Origin of the sequence: Serratia grimesii (assembly GCF_900186025.1) — a bacterium.
Taxonomy (GTDB): domain Bacteria; phylum Pseudomonadota; class Gammaproteobacteria; order Enterobacterales; family Enterobacteriaceae; genus Serratia; species Serratia grimesii.
Map to the genome: position 1 here is coordinate 2,020,195 of NZ_LT883155.1, position 13,918 is coordinate 2,034,112.

15 protein-coding genes are annotated in these 13,918 nt (G+C 52.2%); 12 read left to right on the forward strand and 3 right to left on the reverse strand.

What is annotated here, in order from left to right:
* Window position 1: 1 nt before the first annotated feature.
* From fabD to ptsG, 10 genes are all read left to right on the forward strand, one after another.
* A complete protein-coding gene (fabD, locus tag SGBXF1_RS09545; RefSeq protein WP_037423862.1) occupies window positions 2-931 on the forward strand; it encodes an ACP S-malonyltransferase in 930 nt (309 codons plus the stop codon).
* Between the two features lie 11 nt (window positions 932-942).
* Window positions 943-1,677 carry a 3-oxoacyl-ACP reductase FabG gene (fabG, locus tag SGBXF1_RS09550; RefSeq protein WP_020826338.1) on the forward strand — a complete coding sequence of 245 codons (735 nt, stop codon included), beginning with the start codon at window positions 943-945 and terminating at the stop codon, window positions 1,675-1,677.
* Window positions 1,678-1,831: 154 nt separating this feature from the next.
* Window positions 1,832-2,068: an acyl carrier protein gene (gene acpP / locus SGBXF1_RS09555; RefSeq protein WP_004719003.1), complete on the forward strand. Its 237-nt coding sequence runs from the start codon at window positions 1,832-1,834 to the stop codon at window positions 2,066-2,068.
* Between the two features lie 81 nt (window positions 2,069-2,149).
* Window positions 2,150-3,391 carry a beta-ketoacyl-ACP synthase II gene (gene fabF / locus SGBXF1_RS09560; RefSeq protein WP_037423859.1) on the forward strand — a complete coding sequence of 414 codons (1,242 nt, stop codon included), beginning with the start codon at window positions 2,150-2,152 and terminating at the stop codon, window positions 3,389-3,391.
* Between the two features lie 177 nt (window positions 3,392-3,568).
* On the forward strand, window positions 3,569-4,366 hold the full coding sequence (gene pabC / locus SGBXF1_RS09565) for an aminodeoxychorismate lyase (RefSeq protein ID WP_061807725.1): 798 nt from the start codon (window positions 3,569-3,571) through the stop codon (window positions 4,364-4,366).
* Window positions 4,367-4,379: 13 nt separating this feature from the next.
* A complete protein-coding gene (gene mltG / locus SGBXF1_RS09570) occupies window positions 4,380-5,405 on the forward strand; it encodes an endolytic transglycosylase MltG (protein WP_186428265.1) in 1,026 nt (341 codons plus the stop codon).
* Window positions 5,395-6,033, forward strand: a complete 639-nt coding sequence (tmk, locus tag SGBXF1_RS09575; protein WP_061807723.1) for a dTMP kinase — start codon at window positions 5,395-5,397, stop codon at window positions 6,031-6,033. Before mltG ends, tmk begins: the two co-directional genes overlap by 11 nt.
* Complete coding sequence (gene holB / locus SGBXF1_RS09580) at window positions 6,033-7,040, forward strand: DNA polymerase III subunit delta' (protein WP_186428266.1); 1,008 nt, start codon at window positions 6,033-6,035, stop codon at window positions 7,038-7,040. Before tmk ends, holB begins: the two co-directional genes overlap by 1 nt.
* A gap of 15 nt (window positions 7,041-7,055) precedes the next feature.
* Window positions 7,056-7,832 carry a metal-dependent hydrolase gene (locus SGBXF1_RS09585; protein WP_186428267.1) on the forward strand — a complete coding sequence of 259 codons (777 nt, stop codon included), beginning with the start codon at window positions 7,056-7,058 and terminating at the stop codon, window positions 7,830-7,832.
* Between the two features lie 338 nt (window positions 7,833-8,170).
* Window positions 8,171-9,604 (forward strand): PTS glucose transporter subunit IIBC, encoded by a 1,434-nt coding sequence (gene ptsG, locus SGBXF1_RS09590; protein ID WP_037423844.1) that lies wholly within the window; start codon window positions 8,171-8,173, stop codon window positions 9,602-9,604.
* A gap of 56 nt (window positions 9,605-9,660) precedes the next feature.
* On the opposite strand, the gene mntR is transcribed toward ptsG, so the two are convergent.
* Window positions 9,661-10,131, reverse strand: coding sequence for a manganese-binding transcriptional regulator MntR (gene mntR / locus SGBXF1_RS09595; RefSeq protein WP_061807720.1), 471 nt, complete (start codon window positions 10,129-10,131; stop codon window positions 9,661-9,663).
* Window positions 10,132-10,360: 229 nt separating this feature from the next.
* Here mntR and SGBXF1_RS09600 point away from each other — a divergent pair, with 229 nt between their 5' ends.
* A complete protein-coding gene (locus SGBXF1_RS09600) occupies window positions 10,361-11,665 on the forward strand; it encodes an Nramp family divalent metal transporter (protein ID WP_037423838.1) in 1,305 nt (434 codons plus the stop codon).
* A 71-nt stretch (window positions 11,666-11,736) separates the two neighbouring features.
* On the opposite strand, the gene SGBXF1_RS09605 is transcribed toward SGBXF1_RS09600, so the two are convergent.
* Window positions 11,737-12,003: a hypothetical protein gene (locus SGBXF1_RS09605; protein WP_051922611.1), complete on the reverse strand. Its 267-nt coding sequence runs from the start codon at window positions 12,001-12,003 to the stop codon at window positions 11,737-11,739.
* A gap of 297 nt (window positions 12,004-12,300) precedes the next feature.
* Window positions 12,301-13,212 (reverse strand): LysR family transcriptional regulator, encoded by a 912-nt coding sequence (locus SGBXF1_RS09610; protein WP_186428268.1) that lies wholly within the window; start codon window positions 13,210-13,212, stop codon window positions 12,301-12,303.
* A gap of 155 nt (window positions 13,213-13,367) precedes the next feature.
* Here SGBXF1_RS09610 and SGBXF1_RS09615 point away from each other — a divergent pair, with 155 nt between their 5' ends.
* A complete protein-coding gene (locus SGBXF1_RS09615) occupies window positions 13,368-13,886 on the forward strand; it encodes a YybH family protein (protein ID WP_186428269.1) in 519 nt (172 codons plus the stop codon).
* Window positions 13,887-13,918 lie beyond the last annotated feature (32 nt).

Consider the following 13,918-nt stretch of genomic DNA (forward strand, 5'->3'; position numbering starts at 1 on the left):
AATGACGCAATTTGCTTTTGTTTTTCCAGGTCAGGGGTCACAGACTCTTGGCATGCTGGCCGATTTGGCCACTGAATATCCGATTGTTGAAGCGACCTTCAGCGAAGCCTCTTCCGTCCTGGGTTACGACCTGTGGCAACTGGTGCAGCAAGGGCCTGCGGAAGAGCTAAACAAAACCTGGCAGACGCAGCCGGCATTGCTGGCCGCCTCCGTGGCGATTTTCCGCGTCTGGCAGCAGCAGGGCGGTAAAATGCCTGCAATCATGGCCGGCCACAGCCTGGGTGAATACTCGGCGCTGGTGTGTGCGGGCGTGTTGGATTTCCAGGCGGCAATCCGTCTGGTTGAACTGCGCGGCAAACTGATGCAGGAAGCGGTACCGGAAGGCACGGGTGCGATGTCCGCCATTATCGGTCTGGACAACGCCGCGATCGCCAAAGCCTGTGAAGAGTCTGCCCAGGGGCAGGTTGTTTCTCCGGTGAACTTTAACTCACCGGGCCAGGTTGTCATTGCTGGCAATAAAGAAGCGGTTGAGCGTGCAGGGGCTGCCTGTAAAGCCGCTGGCGCTAAACGTGCGTTGCCGTTGCCGGTGAGCGTACCTTCGCACTGTGCACTGATGAAACCGGCGGCAGACAAACTGGCCGTTGCGTTGCAAGAAATCACTTTCAGCGCGCCACAGGTTGCAGTGGTGAATAACGTCGACGTGCGCACCGAAACCGATCCTGAAGCGATCCGCAGTGCGTTGGTGCGTCAGTTGTACAGCCCGGTACGTTGGACTGAGAGCGTAGAGTTTATGGCAGCACAGGGCGTTACGTTGCTGCTAGAGGTTGGTCCGGGTAAAGTTCTGACCGGTCTGACTAAACGTATTGTTGATACCCTGACGGCGGCGGCAGTTAATGACACCGCCAGCCTGTCAGCGGCGCTTGAACAATAAAGAGGAAAACAATGAGCTTCGAAGGTAAAGTTGTTCTGGTCACCGGCGCTAGCCGGGGTATTGGCCGGGCTATTGCAGAAACGTTTGTGGCACGCGGCGCTAAAGTGATCGGCACCGCCACCAGTGAAAGCGGCGCTGAAGCTATCAGCAGCTACCTGGGTGCAAACGGCAAAGGGTTTGCGTTGAACGTGGTTGATGCTCAATCTATCGACAGCGTTCTGGCATCTATTCGTGCTGAATTTGGCGAAATCGACATTTTAGTGAATAATGCCGGTATTACGCGTGATAACCTGCTGATGCGTATGAAGGACGATGAGTGGCAGGATATCCTGAACACCAATCTGACTTCCGTATTCCGTCTGTCAAAAGCGGTAATGCGAGCTATGATGAAAAAGCGGTTTGGCCGGATCATCACCATCGGTTCCGTTGTTGGTACCATGGGGAACGCAGGGCAGGCTAATTACGCGGCGGCTAAAGCCGGTTTGATTGGCTTTAGTAAGTCTTTGGCACGTGAAGTTGCTTCACGTGGCATTACAGTCAACGTCGTGGCACCTGGCTTTATTGAGACGGACATGACACGGGCGTTGACAGATGATCAACGTGCAGGCATTTTGTCATCAGTTCCAGCCAATCGGCTGGGGGATGCTAAAGAAATCGCCAGCGCTGTTGCATTTTTAGCCTCTGATGAGGCTGGCTACATCACCGGTGAAACGTTACATGTCAATGGCGGCATGTACATGATTTAAAAAATGCGAAAACTATTTGCGTTATTTGGGGTAAAAACCGCAGAATAGCGTAAAATCGTGGTTTGACCAGCCGGGATTTAGTTGCATCTTTTTCAACATTTTATACACTACGAAAACCATCGCGAAAGCGAGTTTTGATAGGAAATTTAAGAGTATGAGCACTATCGAAGAACGCGTTAAGAAAATCATTGTTGAGCAATTGGGTGTTAAACAGGAAGAAGTTTTAAATAACGCTTCTTTCGTTGAAGATCTGGGTGCTGATTCTCTTGACACTGTTGAGCTGGTAATGGCACTGGAAGAAGAATTCGACACTGAGATTCCAGACGAAGAAGCTGAGAAAATCACTACTGTTCAGGCAGCTATTGATTTCATCAACGCTAGCCAGCAGTAAGAGAACATATCTAGGCGGTCACTCGACCGCCTAAGTTTTTTCTATCCCTAGTGTTATATTTTCCCTCCTTGGAGGACAAACGTGTCTAAGCGTCGAGTAGTTGTGACCGGACTGGGCATGTTGTCTCCTGTCGGCAATACGGTAGAGTCCACATGGAACGCTCTTCTTGCCGGTCAGAGTGGCATCAGCCTGATCGACCATTTCGATACTACTGCCTATGCAACGCGTTTTGCTGGCTTGGTAAAGAATTTTAACGTTGAAGATTTCATCTCCCGCAAAGATGCGCGCAAGATGGATGCCTTCATCCAGTACGGTATCGCTGCCGGCATGCAAGCTATGCAGGATGCTGGGCTAGATATCACCGAGGCTAACGCCAACCGCATTGGTGCCGCTATCGGCTCCGGTATCGGCGGCCTGGGTTTGATTGAAGAGAACCACAGTTCACTGGTTAACGGTGGCCCACGGAAAATCAGTCCGTTCTTTGTGCCGTCAACCATTGTTAACATGATTGCAGGCCATCTGACTATCATGTACGGCATGCGTGGCCCGAGCATTTCGATCGCCACCGCCTGTACTTCAGGTGTGCACAACATTGGCCATGCTGCGCGTATCATTGCTTACAATGATGCCGACGTGATGCTGGCCGGTGGGGCAGAGAAAGCCAGTACCCCGTTGGGCGTCGGCGGCTTTGGCGCAGCACGCGCGTTGTCGACCCGTAACGAAGATCCTCAAGCGGCTAGCCGCCCATGGGATAAAGACCGTGACGGTTTTGTTCTGGGTGATGGTGCCGGCATGATGGTGCTGGAAGAGTACGAACACGCTAAAAAACGCGGCGCCAAGATTTATGCTGAAATCGTCGGCTTTGGGATGAGCAGCGATGCTTATCACATGACGTCACCACCTGAGAACGGTGCGGGCGCAGCGCTGGCGATGGAAAATGCGTTGCTTGATGCCGGTGTGACTACGTCACAAATCGGTTATATCAATGCGCACGGCACTTCAACGCCAGCTGGCGATAAAGCCGAAACGCAAGCAGTGAAGTCGGTCTTTGGCAGTGATGCACAGCGTGTGTTGGTCAGTTCGACCAAATCGATGACTGGCCACCTGTTAGGTGCTGCGGGTGCGATTGAGTCGATCTTCACCGTACTGGCATTGCGTGATCAAGCTGTACCACCAACCATCAACCTGGATAATCCAGATGAAGGTTGCGATCTGGACTTCGTTGCACATGAAGCTCGTCAAGTAAGTGATATGCAGTATACGCTGTGTAACTCCTTTGGCTTCGGCGGCACCAACGGTTCATTGATCTTCCGCAAGGTGTAATACCTCTGCTGGCAGACGACATAAAAGCCCGGTTTTTTAAACCGGGCTTTTTTTATGGCGTAGACCTGTGACTCGGAAAACTCTGCTTGTCGGTGCATTTGCTCAATAGCAAGCTGCTGCTAACGGCATCTGTGCCTGTTATTCTGTACGGAAAGTCATAGTGGCCAGGGGGAGTCTATGTACTGGATTAATGGGCATCAGCACGATGCGCTCGCGCCAAGCGATCGCGGTTTGCAGTTTGGTGACGGCTGCTTCACTACAGCTCGGGTGATGGACGGCAAAATCGACCTATTGCCCTGGCATATCGAACGCCTAAAGCTGGCGGCGCAACGGCTGATGCTGCCTGTTTGCGACTGGGCTGCATTAGAACGTGAAATGGTGCATGCAGCAGAATCTATTTCGCTGGGTGTGGTCAAAGCGATACTGACACGAGGCAGCGGTGGGCGAGGTTACAGCCCAAAAGGGTGTGAAAATCCCACACGCATTGTCTCTCGCAGCACTTTCCCTGTGCATTATCTGCAATGGCGTGAACAAGGTATCAGCCTGACGCTCAGCCCGGTCGCGCTGTCGCGCAACCCGCTGCTGGCAGGGCTGAAACACCTGAATCGTTTGGAGCAAGTGTTGATCCGCACGCATCTTGACCAGACAACTGCCGACGAGGCGCTGGTGCTTGACACTGCGGGTATGCTGGTGGAATGCTGTGCGGCTAATTTGTTCTGGCGTAAGGGAAATGCGGTATTCACGCCAGATTTGAGTCAGGCCGGCGTAGCTGGCCTGATGCGTCGCCGAGTCATTGAGTTGCTGGCGGACAGTGGCTACGCGTTGCATTGCGTCAGTGAGCCGCTGGAGACGCTGGCAGACGCCGAGGAAGTGCTGGTGAGCAACGCGTTGATGCCGTTGTTGCCGGTGAATATCGCGCAATCATGGCGTTATCCGTCTCGCCAACTCTATGATTTTTTGCGCCCACATTGTTAACGATGGCTGATTGATGAAGAAAAGAAAGCTGAAGTTCGTTTCTATTACGCTTGTTCTGGTGTTAGGCCTGCTTTTTTGGGGGTACCAGAAGGTTGAACGTTTCGCGGATACCCCGCTGGCCATCCAGCAGGACGCCATTTTTAAATTACCAGCAGGCACTGGACGGGTTGCATTGGAAGGGCTGCTGGTACGCGATAAGCTGATCCACAATGGTACGTGGTTCCCGTGGTTGCTACGCCTGGAGCCACAACTGGCGGAGTTTAAGGCAGGAACCTACCGCTTTACACCGGGTATGACCGTGCGCCAGATGCTTAAATTGCTGGCCAGCGGTAAAGAGGCCCAGTTTAGCGCTCGCTTTATTGAAGGCTCTCGCCTGCGTGACTGGCTGACGGTGCTACAACAGTCGAAATACCTTAAACATACGCTGGCAGGTAAAAGCGAGGCGGAGATCGCCGTGGCGCTGGGGATGCCAGAAGGCAGCAACCCAGAAGGGCGTCTGTATCCCGACACCTATTCGTACACTGCCGGCATGAGTGATCTGGCCTTGTTGAAGCGTGCACACCTGCGAATGACCAAAGCCTTGGATGAAGCCTGGCAGGGGCGTGATACCAGTTTGCCGTACAAAACACCTGAAGACCTGCTAACCATGGCCTCAATCATTGAGAAAGAGACGGCGGTGCCAGAAGAGCGCACCAAGGTGGCCTCGGTGTTTATCAACCGCCTGCGCATCGGCATGCGTTTGCAGACGGACCCAACGGTGATCTACGGCATGGGCGAGGGTTATAATGGCAACATTACCCGCAAAGATTTGGAAACGGCGACACCGTATAACACCTACGTGATCAACGGCCTGCCGCCAACGCCGATTGCCATGCCAGGACAAGCATCGCTGGAAGCTGCGGCCAACCCGGCGAAGACGCCTTATCTGTACTTTGTTGCCGACGGCAAGGGAGGCCATCAATTTACCACTAACCTGGCCAGTCATAATCAGGCAGTGAGAGCCTATCGCCAGGCGTTAAAGGAAAAGAATGAAAAGTAAATTCGTGGTTATCGAAGGCCTTGAGGGCGCAGGTAAAACTACCGCGCGCGATACCGTTGTAAGCGTACTGCGTGAGCATGGCGTCAACGAAATTGTCTTTACCCGAGAACCCGGCGGCACACCCTTGGCAGAGAAGCTACGCGACCTGTTTAAACGTGGTGTGGACGGTGAGTTGCCAACGATCAAGGCCGAAGTGCTGATGCTGTATGCGGCCCGTGTACAATTGGTGGAAACGGTAATCAAACCGGCGATGGCGCGTGGTGCCTGGGTTGTTGGCGACCGTCATGACCTGTCTTCGCAAGCCTACCAGGGCGGTGGTCGAGGGGTTGACCAACAACTGATGGCCTCACTGCGCGATACGGTATTGGGAGACTTTCGTCCGGACCTGACACTTTATCTGGATTTACCGCCATTAGTGGGTTTGCAACGCGCCCGTGCTCGTGGCGAACTGGATCGTATCGAGCAAGAAGCCTTGCCGTTTTTTGAACGTACCCGCGCACGTTACCTGGCGTTGGCGGCGCAGGACGAGTCCATTGTTACTGTTGATGCCTCTCAATCGCTGGAGCAGGTAACCGCAGCGATTCGGGATTGTGTCAGCCAATGGCTACAGCAGCAGGAAGGCGCGTAATGAACTGGTACCCGTGGCTGAATACCCCTTACCGGCAGTTGGTCGGGCAATATGCTGCCGGGCGCGGTCACCACGCATTATTGTTACATGCCGCAGTGGGCAACGGTGAGGACGCATTGGCCTATGGCCTGAGTCGCTGGTTGATCTGTCAGCGCCGCAACGGTGAGAAAAGCTGCGGAGAATGTCATAGCTGTCGGTTAATGCTTGCGGGGAATCACCCGGACTATCACGTGCTGACGCCAGAAAAAGGCAAAAGCAGCTTGGGGGTCGAACCCATCCGTCAGGTCATTGAGATCCTTTACTCCCATGCGCAGCAGGGCGGTGCCAAGGTTATCTGGTTACCTCAGGCGGAGTTGCTGACCGAAGCTGCCGCTAATGCCCTGCTAAAAACGCTGGAAGAACCGCCGGAGAAAACCTATTTCCTGTTGAGTTGCCGTGAGCCATCACGTTTGTTGGCGACGTTACGCAGTCGTTGTTTGTACTGGCACCTGGCTAGCCCGGATGAGCAACTCAGCCTGCAATGGCTCAACCGTCAAACACCGGGTAACCAGGTTGATCTTCTGACCGCGTTACGTTTACACGATGGCGCACCACTGGCTGCTGAGCAGTTGCTGCAGCCGGAACGTTGGCAGCAGCGTGGGGCATTATGTGCCGCTCTGAGTGCAGCCCTGCCACAACGTGACATGTTGTCGTTGCTGCCGGTGTTGAACCACGAAGACGTCGCAGAACGGCTACACTGGTTATGCGCGTTGTTGGTGGATGCCATGAAATGGCAGCAGGGTGCGGCAAGCTTTGCACTTAACCAGGATCAACAAACGCTGGTGCACCAATTGGCCAGTGGTTTGAGCAGTACTTCACTACAGCAAGTGGTGCAACAATGGCTTAATTGCCGCCACCAATTGCTCAGTGTGGTTGGCGTTAACCGCGAGCTGCTGCTGACCGAACAGTTACTCAGCTGGGAGCAAATGCTCGACGCAACCGGCTATTCTCATCCTCATTCGCTGTAAAGAGCTAAAAATATTATGTTGTTAGTAGATTCTCATTGTCACCTGGACGGCCTGGATTACCAAACGTTGCACCAAAACGTAGATGACGCACTTGCAAAGGCCAAGGCGCGCGATGTCGGCTACGTACTGGCTGTCGCAACCACTTTGCCAGGTTATCAAGCGATGACGCAGTTGATCGGCTCTCGCGATGATGTGGCGTTCTCTTGCGGTGTACATCCACTCAATATTGACGGCGGTTACGATTTCGCGGAATTACGTCGTTTGGCGGCGGCAGAACAGGTCGTTGCTCTGGGTGAGACTGGGCTGGATTACTTCTATCAGAAGGACAATCTGGAACTGCAACAAGCGTCGTTCCGCGAGCATATCCGTATCGGCCGTGATCTTAATAAACCGGTGATCGTGCATACTCGCGATGCACGTGAAGACACACTGGCGATCCTACGAGAAGAAAATGCCCAAGATTGCGGTGGTGTGCTGCATTGCTTCACTGAAGATTGCGCTACCGCAGAAGCGCTGCTTGATCTGGGGTTCTACATTTCGTTCTCCGGTATTTTAACCTTCCGTAATGCCGAACAGCTGCGTGAGGTGGCGCGTTATGTACCGCTTGATCGCATTCTGGTGGAAACCGACTCGCCGTATCTGGCACCCGTGCCACATCGCGGCAAAGAAAACCAACCTGCCTTTGTGCGTGATGTGGCTGAATACATGGCGGTATTGAAAGGCGTGAGCCTGGAAACGCTGGCCGAAACCACCACCGCCAATTTTTCACGCTTATTTCACATCGACCTCTAATCTTTGACCTAGGCTATAGCTGTAGTCATTGATGTCGGAATTTTTTTTAAGCTCGTAATTAATCACCGAAACGGGTAATGTTCCCACCCGTTTTCGGGCGAGGCGTGGGCGTTTTTCCCTCTTTTTTGATAAAAAATAGGCAATTTAAGAAAAACACTCGGTTTTGTTCATCGAAACGTGACTGTCATCAAACATTGCGCAGCCTATTTATTTTACTCTGCGTAAAAATTCAAGGGGTGCTCAGACACCCTGAATTGCAGGGGTTTTTTCTCCCCCCCTTGCAACGCGAAGAATCGCGGAAAGTAGCAAAGCACTATTACTCAGGAGCACACTCAACTATGTTCAAGAACGCATTTGCAAACCTGCAAAAAGTAGGTAAGTCGCTAATGCTGCCGGTGTCCGTATTGCCTATAGCAGGTATTCTGCTGGGCGTCGGTTCCGCCAACTTTAGCTGGCTACCTGCGGTAGTCTCCCACGTGATGGCGGAAGCCGGCGGTTCTGTTTTCGCCAATATGCCGTTAATTTTCGCCATCGGTGTTGCCCTGGGCTTCACCAACAACGACGGTGTATCCGCACTGGCTGCAGTCGTGGCTTACGGCATCATGGTGAAAACCATGGCGGTGGTTGCACCTTTGGTGCTGCACTTGCCGGCTGAAGAGATTGCGGCCAAACATTTGGCGGATACCGGTGTGCTCGGGGGGATTATCTCCGGCTCCATCGCTGCCTATATGTTCAACCGCTTCTTCCGCATTCAATTGCCGGAATACCTGGGTTTCTTTGCAGGTAAGCGTTTTGTGCCGATTATCTCTGGCCTGGCGGCGATCGTTCTGGGCGTAGTATTGTCCTTCATCTGGCCTCCAATCGGTACGGCTATCCAGACCTTCTCCCAATGGGCTGCTTATCAGAACCCGGTAGTGGCGTTTGGTATTTACGGCGTGGTTGAACGTGCGCTGGTGCCATTTGGTCTGCACCATATCTGGAACGTACCGTTCCAAATGCAGATTGGTGAGTACACCAACGCAGCAGGTCAGGTATTCCACGGCGATATCCCACGTTATATGGCGGGTGACCCAACTGCGGGTAAACTGTCCGGCGGCTTCCTGTTCAAAATGTACGGTCTGCCTGCTGCTGCGATTGCCATCTGGCACTCAGCCAAGCCGGAAAACCGTGCTAAAGTCGGCGGTATCATGATCTCCGCTGCCTTGACCTCGTTCCTGACCGGTATCACCGAACCGATCGAGTTCTCATTCATGTTCGTCGCGCCGATCCTGTACGCAATCCATGCCATCCTGGCTGGCCTGGCGTTCCCGATCTGTATCCTGCTGGGTATGCGTGACGGCACCAGCTTCTCACACGGTTTGATCGACTTTATCGTACTGAGCGGTAACAGCAGCAAAATTTGGCTGTTCCCAATCGTCGGTATCATCTACGGTCTGGTGTACTACACCATCTTCCGTGTGCTGATTGCCAAGCTGGATCTGAAAACCCCAGGTCGCGAAGACACTGTTTCTGAGCAGGTTGCGCAGGGCGGTTCTGAAATGTCTGCGGCGCTGGTTCAGGCTTTCGGCGGTAAAGAAAACATCACCAACCTGGATGCCTGCATCACCCGTCTGCGTGTTAGCGTGGCGGACGTGAGTAAGGTTGACCAGGCTGGCCTGAAAAAACTGGGTGCTGCCGGCGTAGTTGTCGCAGGCTCTGGTGTTCAGGCTATCTTTGGTACCAAATCTGATAACCTGAAAACGGATATGGACGAGTACATCCGTAACCATTAATTCAGGCAGGGGAGTTTTGAGGGAGGCGAAAGCCTCCCTTTTTTATTGGCGAGGATTTATTTTACTGCGTGCTTTTGCAGATACTGTTCAAACACTGCCAGAGTGTCGCTAGAAATGTGGTGCTCAATCCCTTCGCTGTCCAGCTCGGCGGTTTCATTCGGTACCCCGAGACACACCAGCAGGTCAACGACAATTCGGTGGCGACGCCGTACCTTCTGTGCCAATTGCTCGCCTTCTTCAGTCAGAAAAACTCCCCGGTAAGGGCGCGACTCGACCAAGCCAGCGCTTTTCAGCCGGGCGATGTTCTTGATCGCCGTCGGGTGTGAAACGCCGAAGCGTTTGGCAATGTCGGTGGTTCTGGCCTCGCGAGTGGTCATCAACAAGTCGGCAATCAGCTCGACATAATCCTCTATCAGCGCATTAGATTGCGCCTCACGAGCGCGGGTGAAGCGCAGGGCATGTTCAGCCTCGTCCGGCATTTCAGCCACCACGGGGCGTTCGGCGTCATCTGATGCGCTTGTAACCATATTCTGAGACGTCCTTTAAACGTTAAACCAGTAAGTTGCAGGTTGATGCAGTTCCGCCATACGTTAGTCCAAAGGCGACGCATTATCAATTCGGCTGGTGTATTCGATGACAATAAGAAATATTTGTACACAAAGGCAGTGAATCTTCCATTTTGCATAAAGTGTAGCCGATGCTACATTGCTGTGAGTGTTGGGTGAAAAATAACCAGAGAAAGATTGAGGGTAAACCATGCGTGATGCGGCAACCACCACATCGTTAACCGAACGAACCAATGCGGCAATTGGTAACGCACTTGCCGGGCGCAAGCGTGGAGCATTCACGCCGCTACTGTTCGCTGGGCCCGCTGTGATTGCCTCTATTGCCTATATGGATCCCGGTAATTTTGCCACCAATATTCAAGCCGGGTCGAAATACGGCTACAGCCTGTTATGGGTGGTCGTGATGGCTAACCTGATTGCCATGCTGTTTCAGGCGTTGTCGGCCAAGCTGGGGATCGTCACCAACCGTAATCTGGCCGAGATGTGCCGCGATCAATTTTCACGTCCGGTGGTCATCGGTATGTGGTTGCTCAGTGAAGTGGCCGCGATGGCGACAGATCTGGCTGAGTTTCTCGGCGGGGCTATAGCGTTGGCCTTGCTGTTTCACATGCCGTTGTTGCCGGGAATGGGGGTGACGGCGGTTATCACTTACGCGTTGCTGATGGTCGAGAAAAAAGGTTTCCGCCCGGTAGAACTGATGATTGGCGGCTTGGTCGCGGTGATTGCACTGTGTTATCTGGTCGAAATGTTTATCGTGCCAGTTGACTGGGCGGCAGCCGGTATTGGCATGGTAACGCCACAATTGCCGGATGCACAGGCACTGACCATTGCCGTCGGTATTATCGGTGCTACGGTGATGCCGCATGCTATTTTCCTGCACTCAGGTTTGACCCAGCACCGTGCGCCGGCCAGCGACAGCGGCGAGCGGCGTAAATTGCTGCGCTTTTCCAATATCGAAGTGGTGATTGCGTTGTCGATCGCGGGGCTGGTGAATATTGCTATGGTGATTATGGCCTCCAGCGCCTTCCATGCCGGTAATAGCGATGTGGCAGAAATAGGCACGGCTTACCACACATTGACTCCGTTGTTTGGCGCTGCCGCTGCTGGCATCTTCCTGATGTCGTTGATTGCCTCCGGCATTTCCAGTTCGGTGGTGGGCACCATGGCGGGCCAGATGATTATGCAGGGGTTTGTCGGTTTCCGCATTCCGGTCTGGGTACGCCGTATGGTAACCATGATCCCGGCATTCATTGTGGTGGCGTTAGGCGTGAATGCGACCGATGCGCTGGTTTACAGCCAGGTGGTGTTGAGTCTGGCGTTGCCGGCACCGATGATTGCGTTGGTGATGTTTACCCGTCGTCGCGATATTATGGGCGAGTTTGTCAATAGCCGTCTGACCAGCCTGGTATCGATCATCGGTACAGTGATTATTCTCCTGCTCAACATGGTGTTGTTGTTGCAGACTTTTGGTGTTGCCATCCCAGGGTTGGGATAATCGATAAGCCGTACAGCCAATGCTGTCACGGCTTGCCGCCTTTCTTTATCACGCTATCTCCCACAGTGGCGTCATTTTGACGTTGGGTTTTGACCATTGGTCAGTGCTTTCTCGTCGTTAGAAATACTGCCGGTATTTGCCGCCCATACGCCTTCCTGGGTTTTGGTGACCTTCTGGTGTGAGGCATTCAGGTTTTGACCTACGGCGGCAATGTGATTGGATTCAACACCGCCGGTATTTTCCCCCCAAGGGATTGTCTGGTCGTTGGCTTGGGCTATTCCCCCTAGCACCAACGGCATTAGCAGTAGCATGGTATTAATCAGGTATTTTACTCTCATCGTCTCAGTCTCCACTTATGCGTTCTGCACCTTACTTACTGGCGGGTGCATGGCACTATCAGGAAAAAAAGTATAAGAGGGTGAGGGATAGCTAGGGTCAGTCGGGGTTTTGGCTGGCGATAAGGGATCCACAATACGCCCTGTATATACAGTCTAGGTCTAACGGTCTGCGGTGTAGTGACGTTGATGTAAACGGAGTCGCTAATTTCTAAGCGAGTATGTAGGACTGTTTCATGAGAAATAATTCGCATGCTGGCAATGAGGGAGCCCCGTCTTATTAATGTGCCTTGAACAAAATTAACTCGATCTATTTTCTTGTTTTTCGGAGAAAAGCGCACTGATGAAATCGACGAACACACGTATTTTATGGCTGCGATCGCGTAGCCTTGGGTAAAGAATATTGACAGGTGCCCCGACGGGTGACCATTCCTGCAGCACAGGTTCCAGCGTGCCTGCACGCAGGTAACTTTCTAACGTGCAATCCAGGAGATAAACCAGGCCAAGATGGTTTTTTGCCACTTCGCACAAAGACTGCGAATGATTAAAGCTCAGCAGTGGGCTGGGTGCCAGTTGGTAGACGTGCTCATTACGTATAAATTGCCACGAGTCCACCATTGCCTCACCTGAGCGTATAAAACCAAGCCGCACGTGTTCTTGCAGCTGCTCCGGGTTTTTTGGCCGGCCATGGCGTTCAAAATAAACCCTTGAGCCGCAGCACAGGTAGTGCGGTTGGAAGAGCTTGAGGCTGACCATATCTGGCACGTCATTGGCACCGATCCGAATAAACACGTCTGCACGATCTTCCACTGGGTTCACCAGTCGATCGTTCACTGAAACGCTGAGCTGTATTTCTGGATATTGTGCCAAAAATGCCGGTAGTGCAGGGGCGATATGCATACTGCTAAGCATCGAGGCGATCTCAACGCGCAAGGGGCCACGAGGCTGTTCAAACTCACCGGACATATCATTCTTCAACTGATCAAACTGCTGCAATATCTCCTGTGCTGAACGATAGCAACGTTCGCCGGCGCCAGTGAGTGAGAACCGGCGGGTTGAGCGTTTAAATAAAGGCTGTTGAAATTGCTTCTCAAGCTGGTTAATGCTGTAAGTGATGCTCGCGGGTGATAATCCAAGTTTGGTTGCAGCCTGGCTGAACCCATCCATTTCCACTACCTGACAGAAAACGCGCAGGGCGTGCAATTCATTCATTTCGGCCACATCCATTATTTAAGTTTTTAAAAGAATATTTTTAAATCTGTCGGCTGTCAATCAAGGTGGAAGTTGGGTAAATTATTTTTCGTTACCTATCGTTTAATGATGGCTTGTTATTTTCGTGGTTAAATAAAATCCGTTAAGGAAAAAATATGAAAAAATTAATCGCTGCGTTATTGCTGGCGGGACCTGGTTTATTCACTCAAACCTATGCGGCTGAAAATGATTCAGCGCATCAACGTTATAAGGTTTCTGCTGACGCTAGTGTAGCGGCGGAACAAAAAGCGGTTTACGACACGGTCAATCGCTACCAGACTGCACTTAATGCAGGTGATACCAACACTATTTTGTCGTTGTTCGCTAAAGAGAGTTACTCGCAATGGAATGATAAACCAACGGCAGATACCAGTGAAAAACGTCGGCAGCAATATGATGACTTATTTAAAAAAGAAAAATTTGAAACGGAATTTGCTTATGACAGTATTAGTGTCAATGGCAATATGGCCTATGTGCGCACTCACCATCACCGCGGTGCGACAGTAAGCCGAATTAGCGATGGTGCGACGTTAATTGATTTAAATCGAGAGGTCTTTGTTTTGGAAAAACAGCAGGGGCGCTGGAATATTGTTGTTTACACATTTAATACTAACCCCATTCAAGGTGTAGGCTGATTTATTATTAGATAAAGACCGCATTTGCGGTC

Bases quoted from the DNA above. Each gene is read 5' to 3' on its own strand.
- fabD (WP_037423862.1), top strand. From the start codon at position 2: ATGACGCAATTTGCTTTTGTTTTTCCAGGTCAGGGGTCACAGACTCTT.
- fabG (WP_020826338.1), top strand. From the start codon at position 943: ATGAGCTTCGAAGGTAAAGTTGTTCTGGTCACCGGCGCTAGCCGGGGT.
- acpP (WP_004719003.1), top strand. From the start codon at position 1,832: ATGAGCACTATCGAAGAACGCGTTAAGAAAATCATTGTTGAGCAATTG.
- pabC (WP_061807725.1), top strand. From the start codon at position 3,569: ATGTACTGGATTAATGGGCATCAGCACGATGCGCTCGCGCCAAGCGAT.
- mltG (WP_186428265.1), top strand. From the start codon at position 4,380: ATGAAGAAAAGAAAGCTGAAGTTCGTTTCTATTACGCTTGTTCTGGTG.
- tmk (WP_061807723.1), top strand. From the start codon at position 5,395: ATGAAAAGTAAATTCGTGGTTATCGAAGGCCTTGAGGGCGCAGGTAAA.
- holB (WP_186428266.1), top strand. From the start codon at position 6,033: ATGAACTGGTACCCGTGGCTGAATACCCCTTACCGGCAGTTGGTCGGG.
- SGBXF1_RS09585 (WP_186428267.1), top strand. From the start codon at position 7,056: ATGTTGTTAGTAGATTCTCATTGTCACCTGGACGGCCTGGATTACCAA.
- ptsG (WP_037423844.1), top strand. From the start codon at position 8,171: ATGTTCAAGAACGCATTTGCAAACCTGCAAAAAGTAGGTAAGTCGCTA.
- mntR (WP_061807720.1), bottom strand. From the start codon at position 10,131: ATGGTTACAAGCGCATCAGATGACGCCGAACGCCCCGTGGTGGCTGAA.
- SGBXF1_RS09600 (WP_037423838.1), top strand. From the start codon at position 10,361: ATGCGTGATGCGGCAACCACCACATCGTTAACCGAACGAACCAATGCG.
- SGBXF1_RS09605 (WP_051922611.1), bottom strand. From the start codon at position 12,003: ATGAGAGTAAAATACCTGATTAATACCATGCTACTGCTAATGCCGTTG.
- SGBXF1_RS09610 (WP_186428268.1), bottom strand. From the start codon at position 13,212: ATGAATGAATTGCACGCCCTGCGCGTTTTCTGTCAGGTAGTGGAAATG.
- SGBXF1_RS09615 (WP_186428269.1), top strand. From the start codon at position 13,368: ATGAAAAAATTAATCGCTGCGTTATTGCTGGCGGGACCTGGTTTATTC.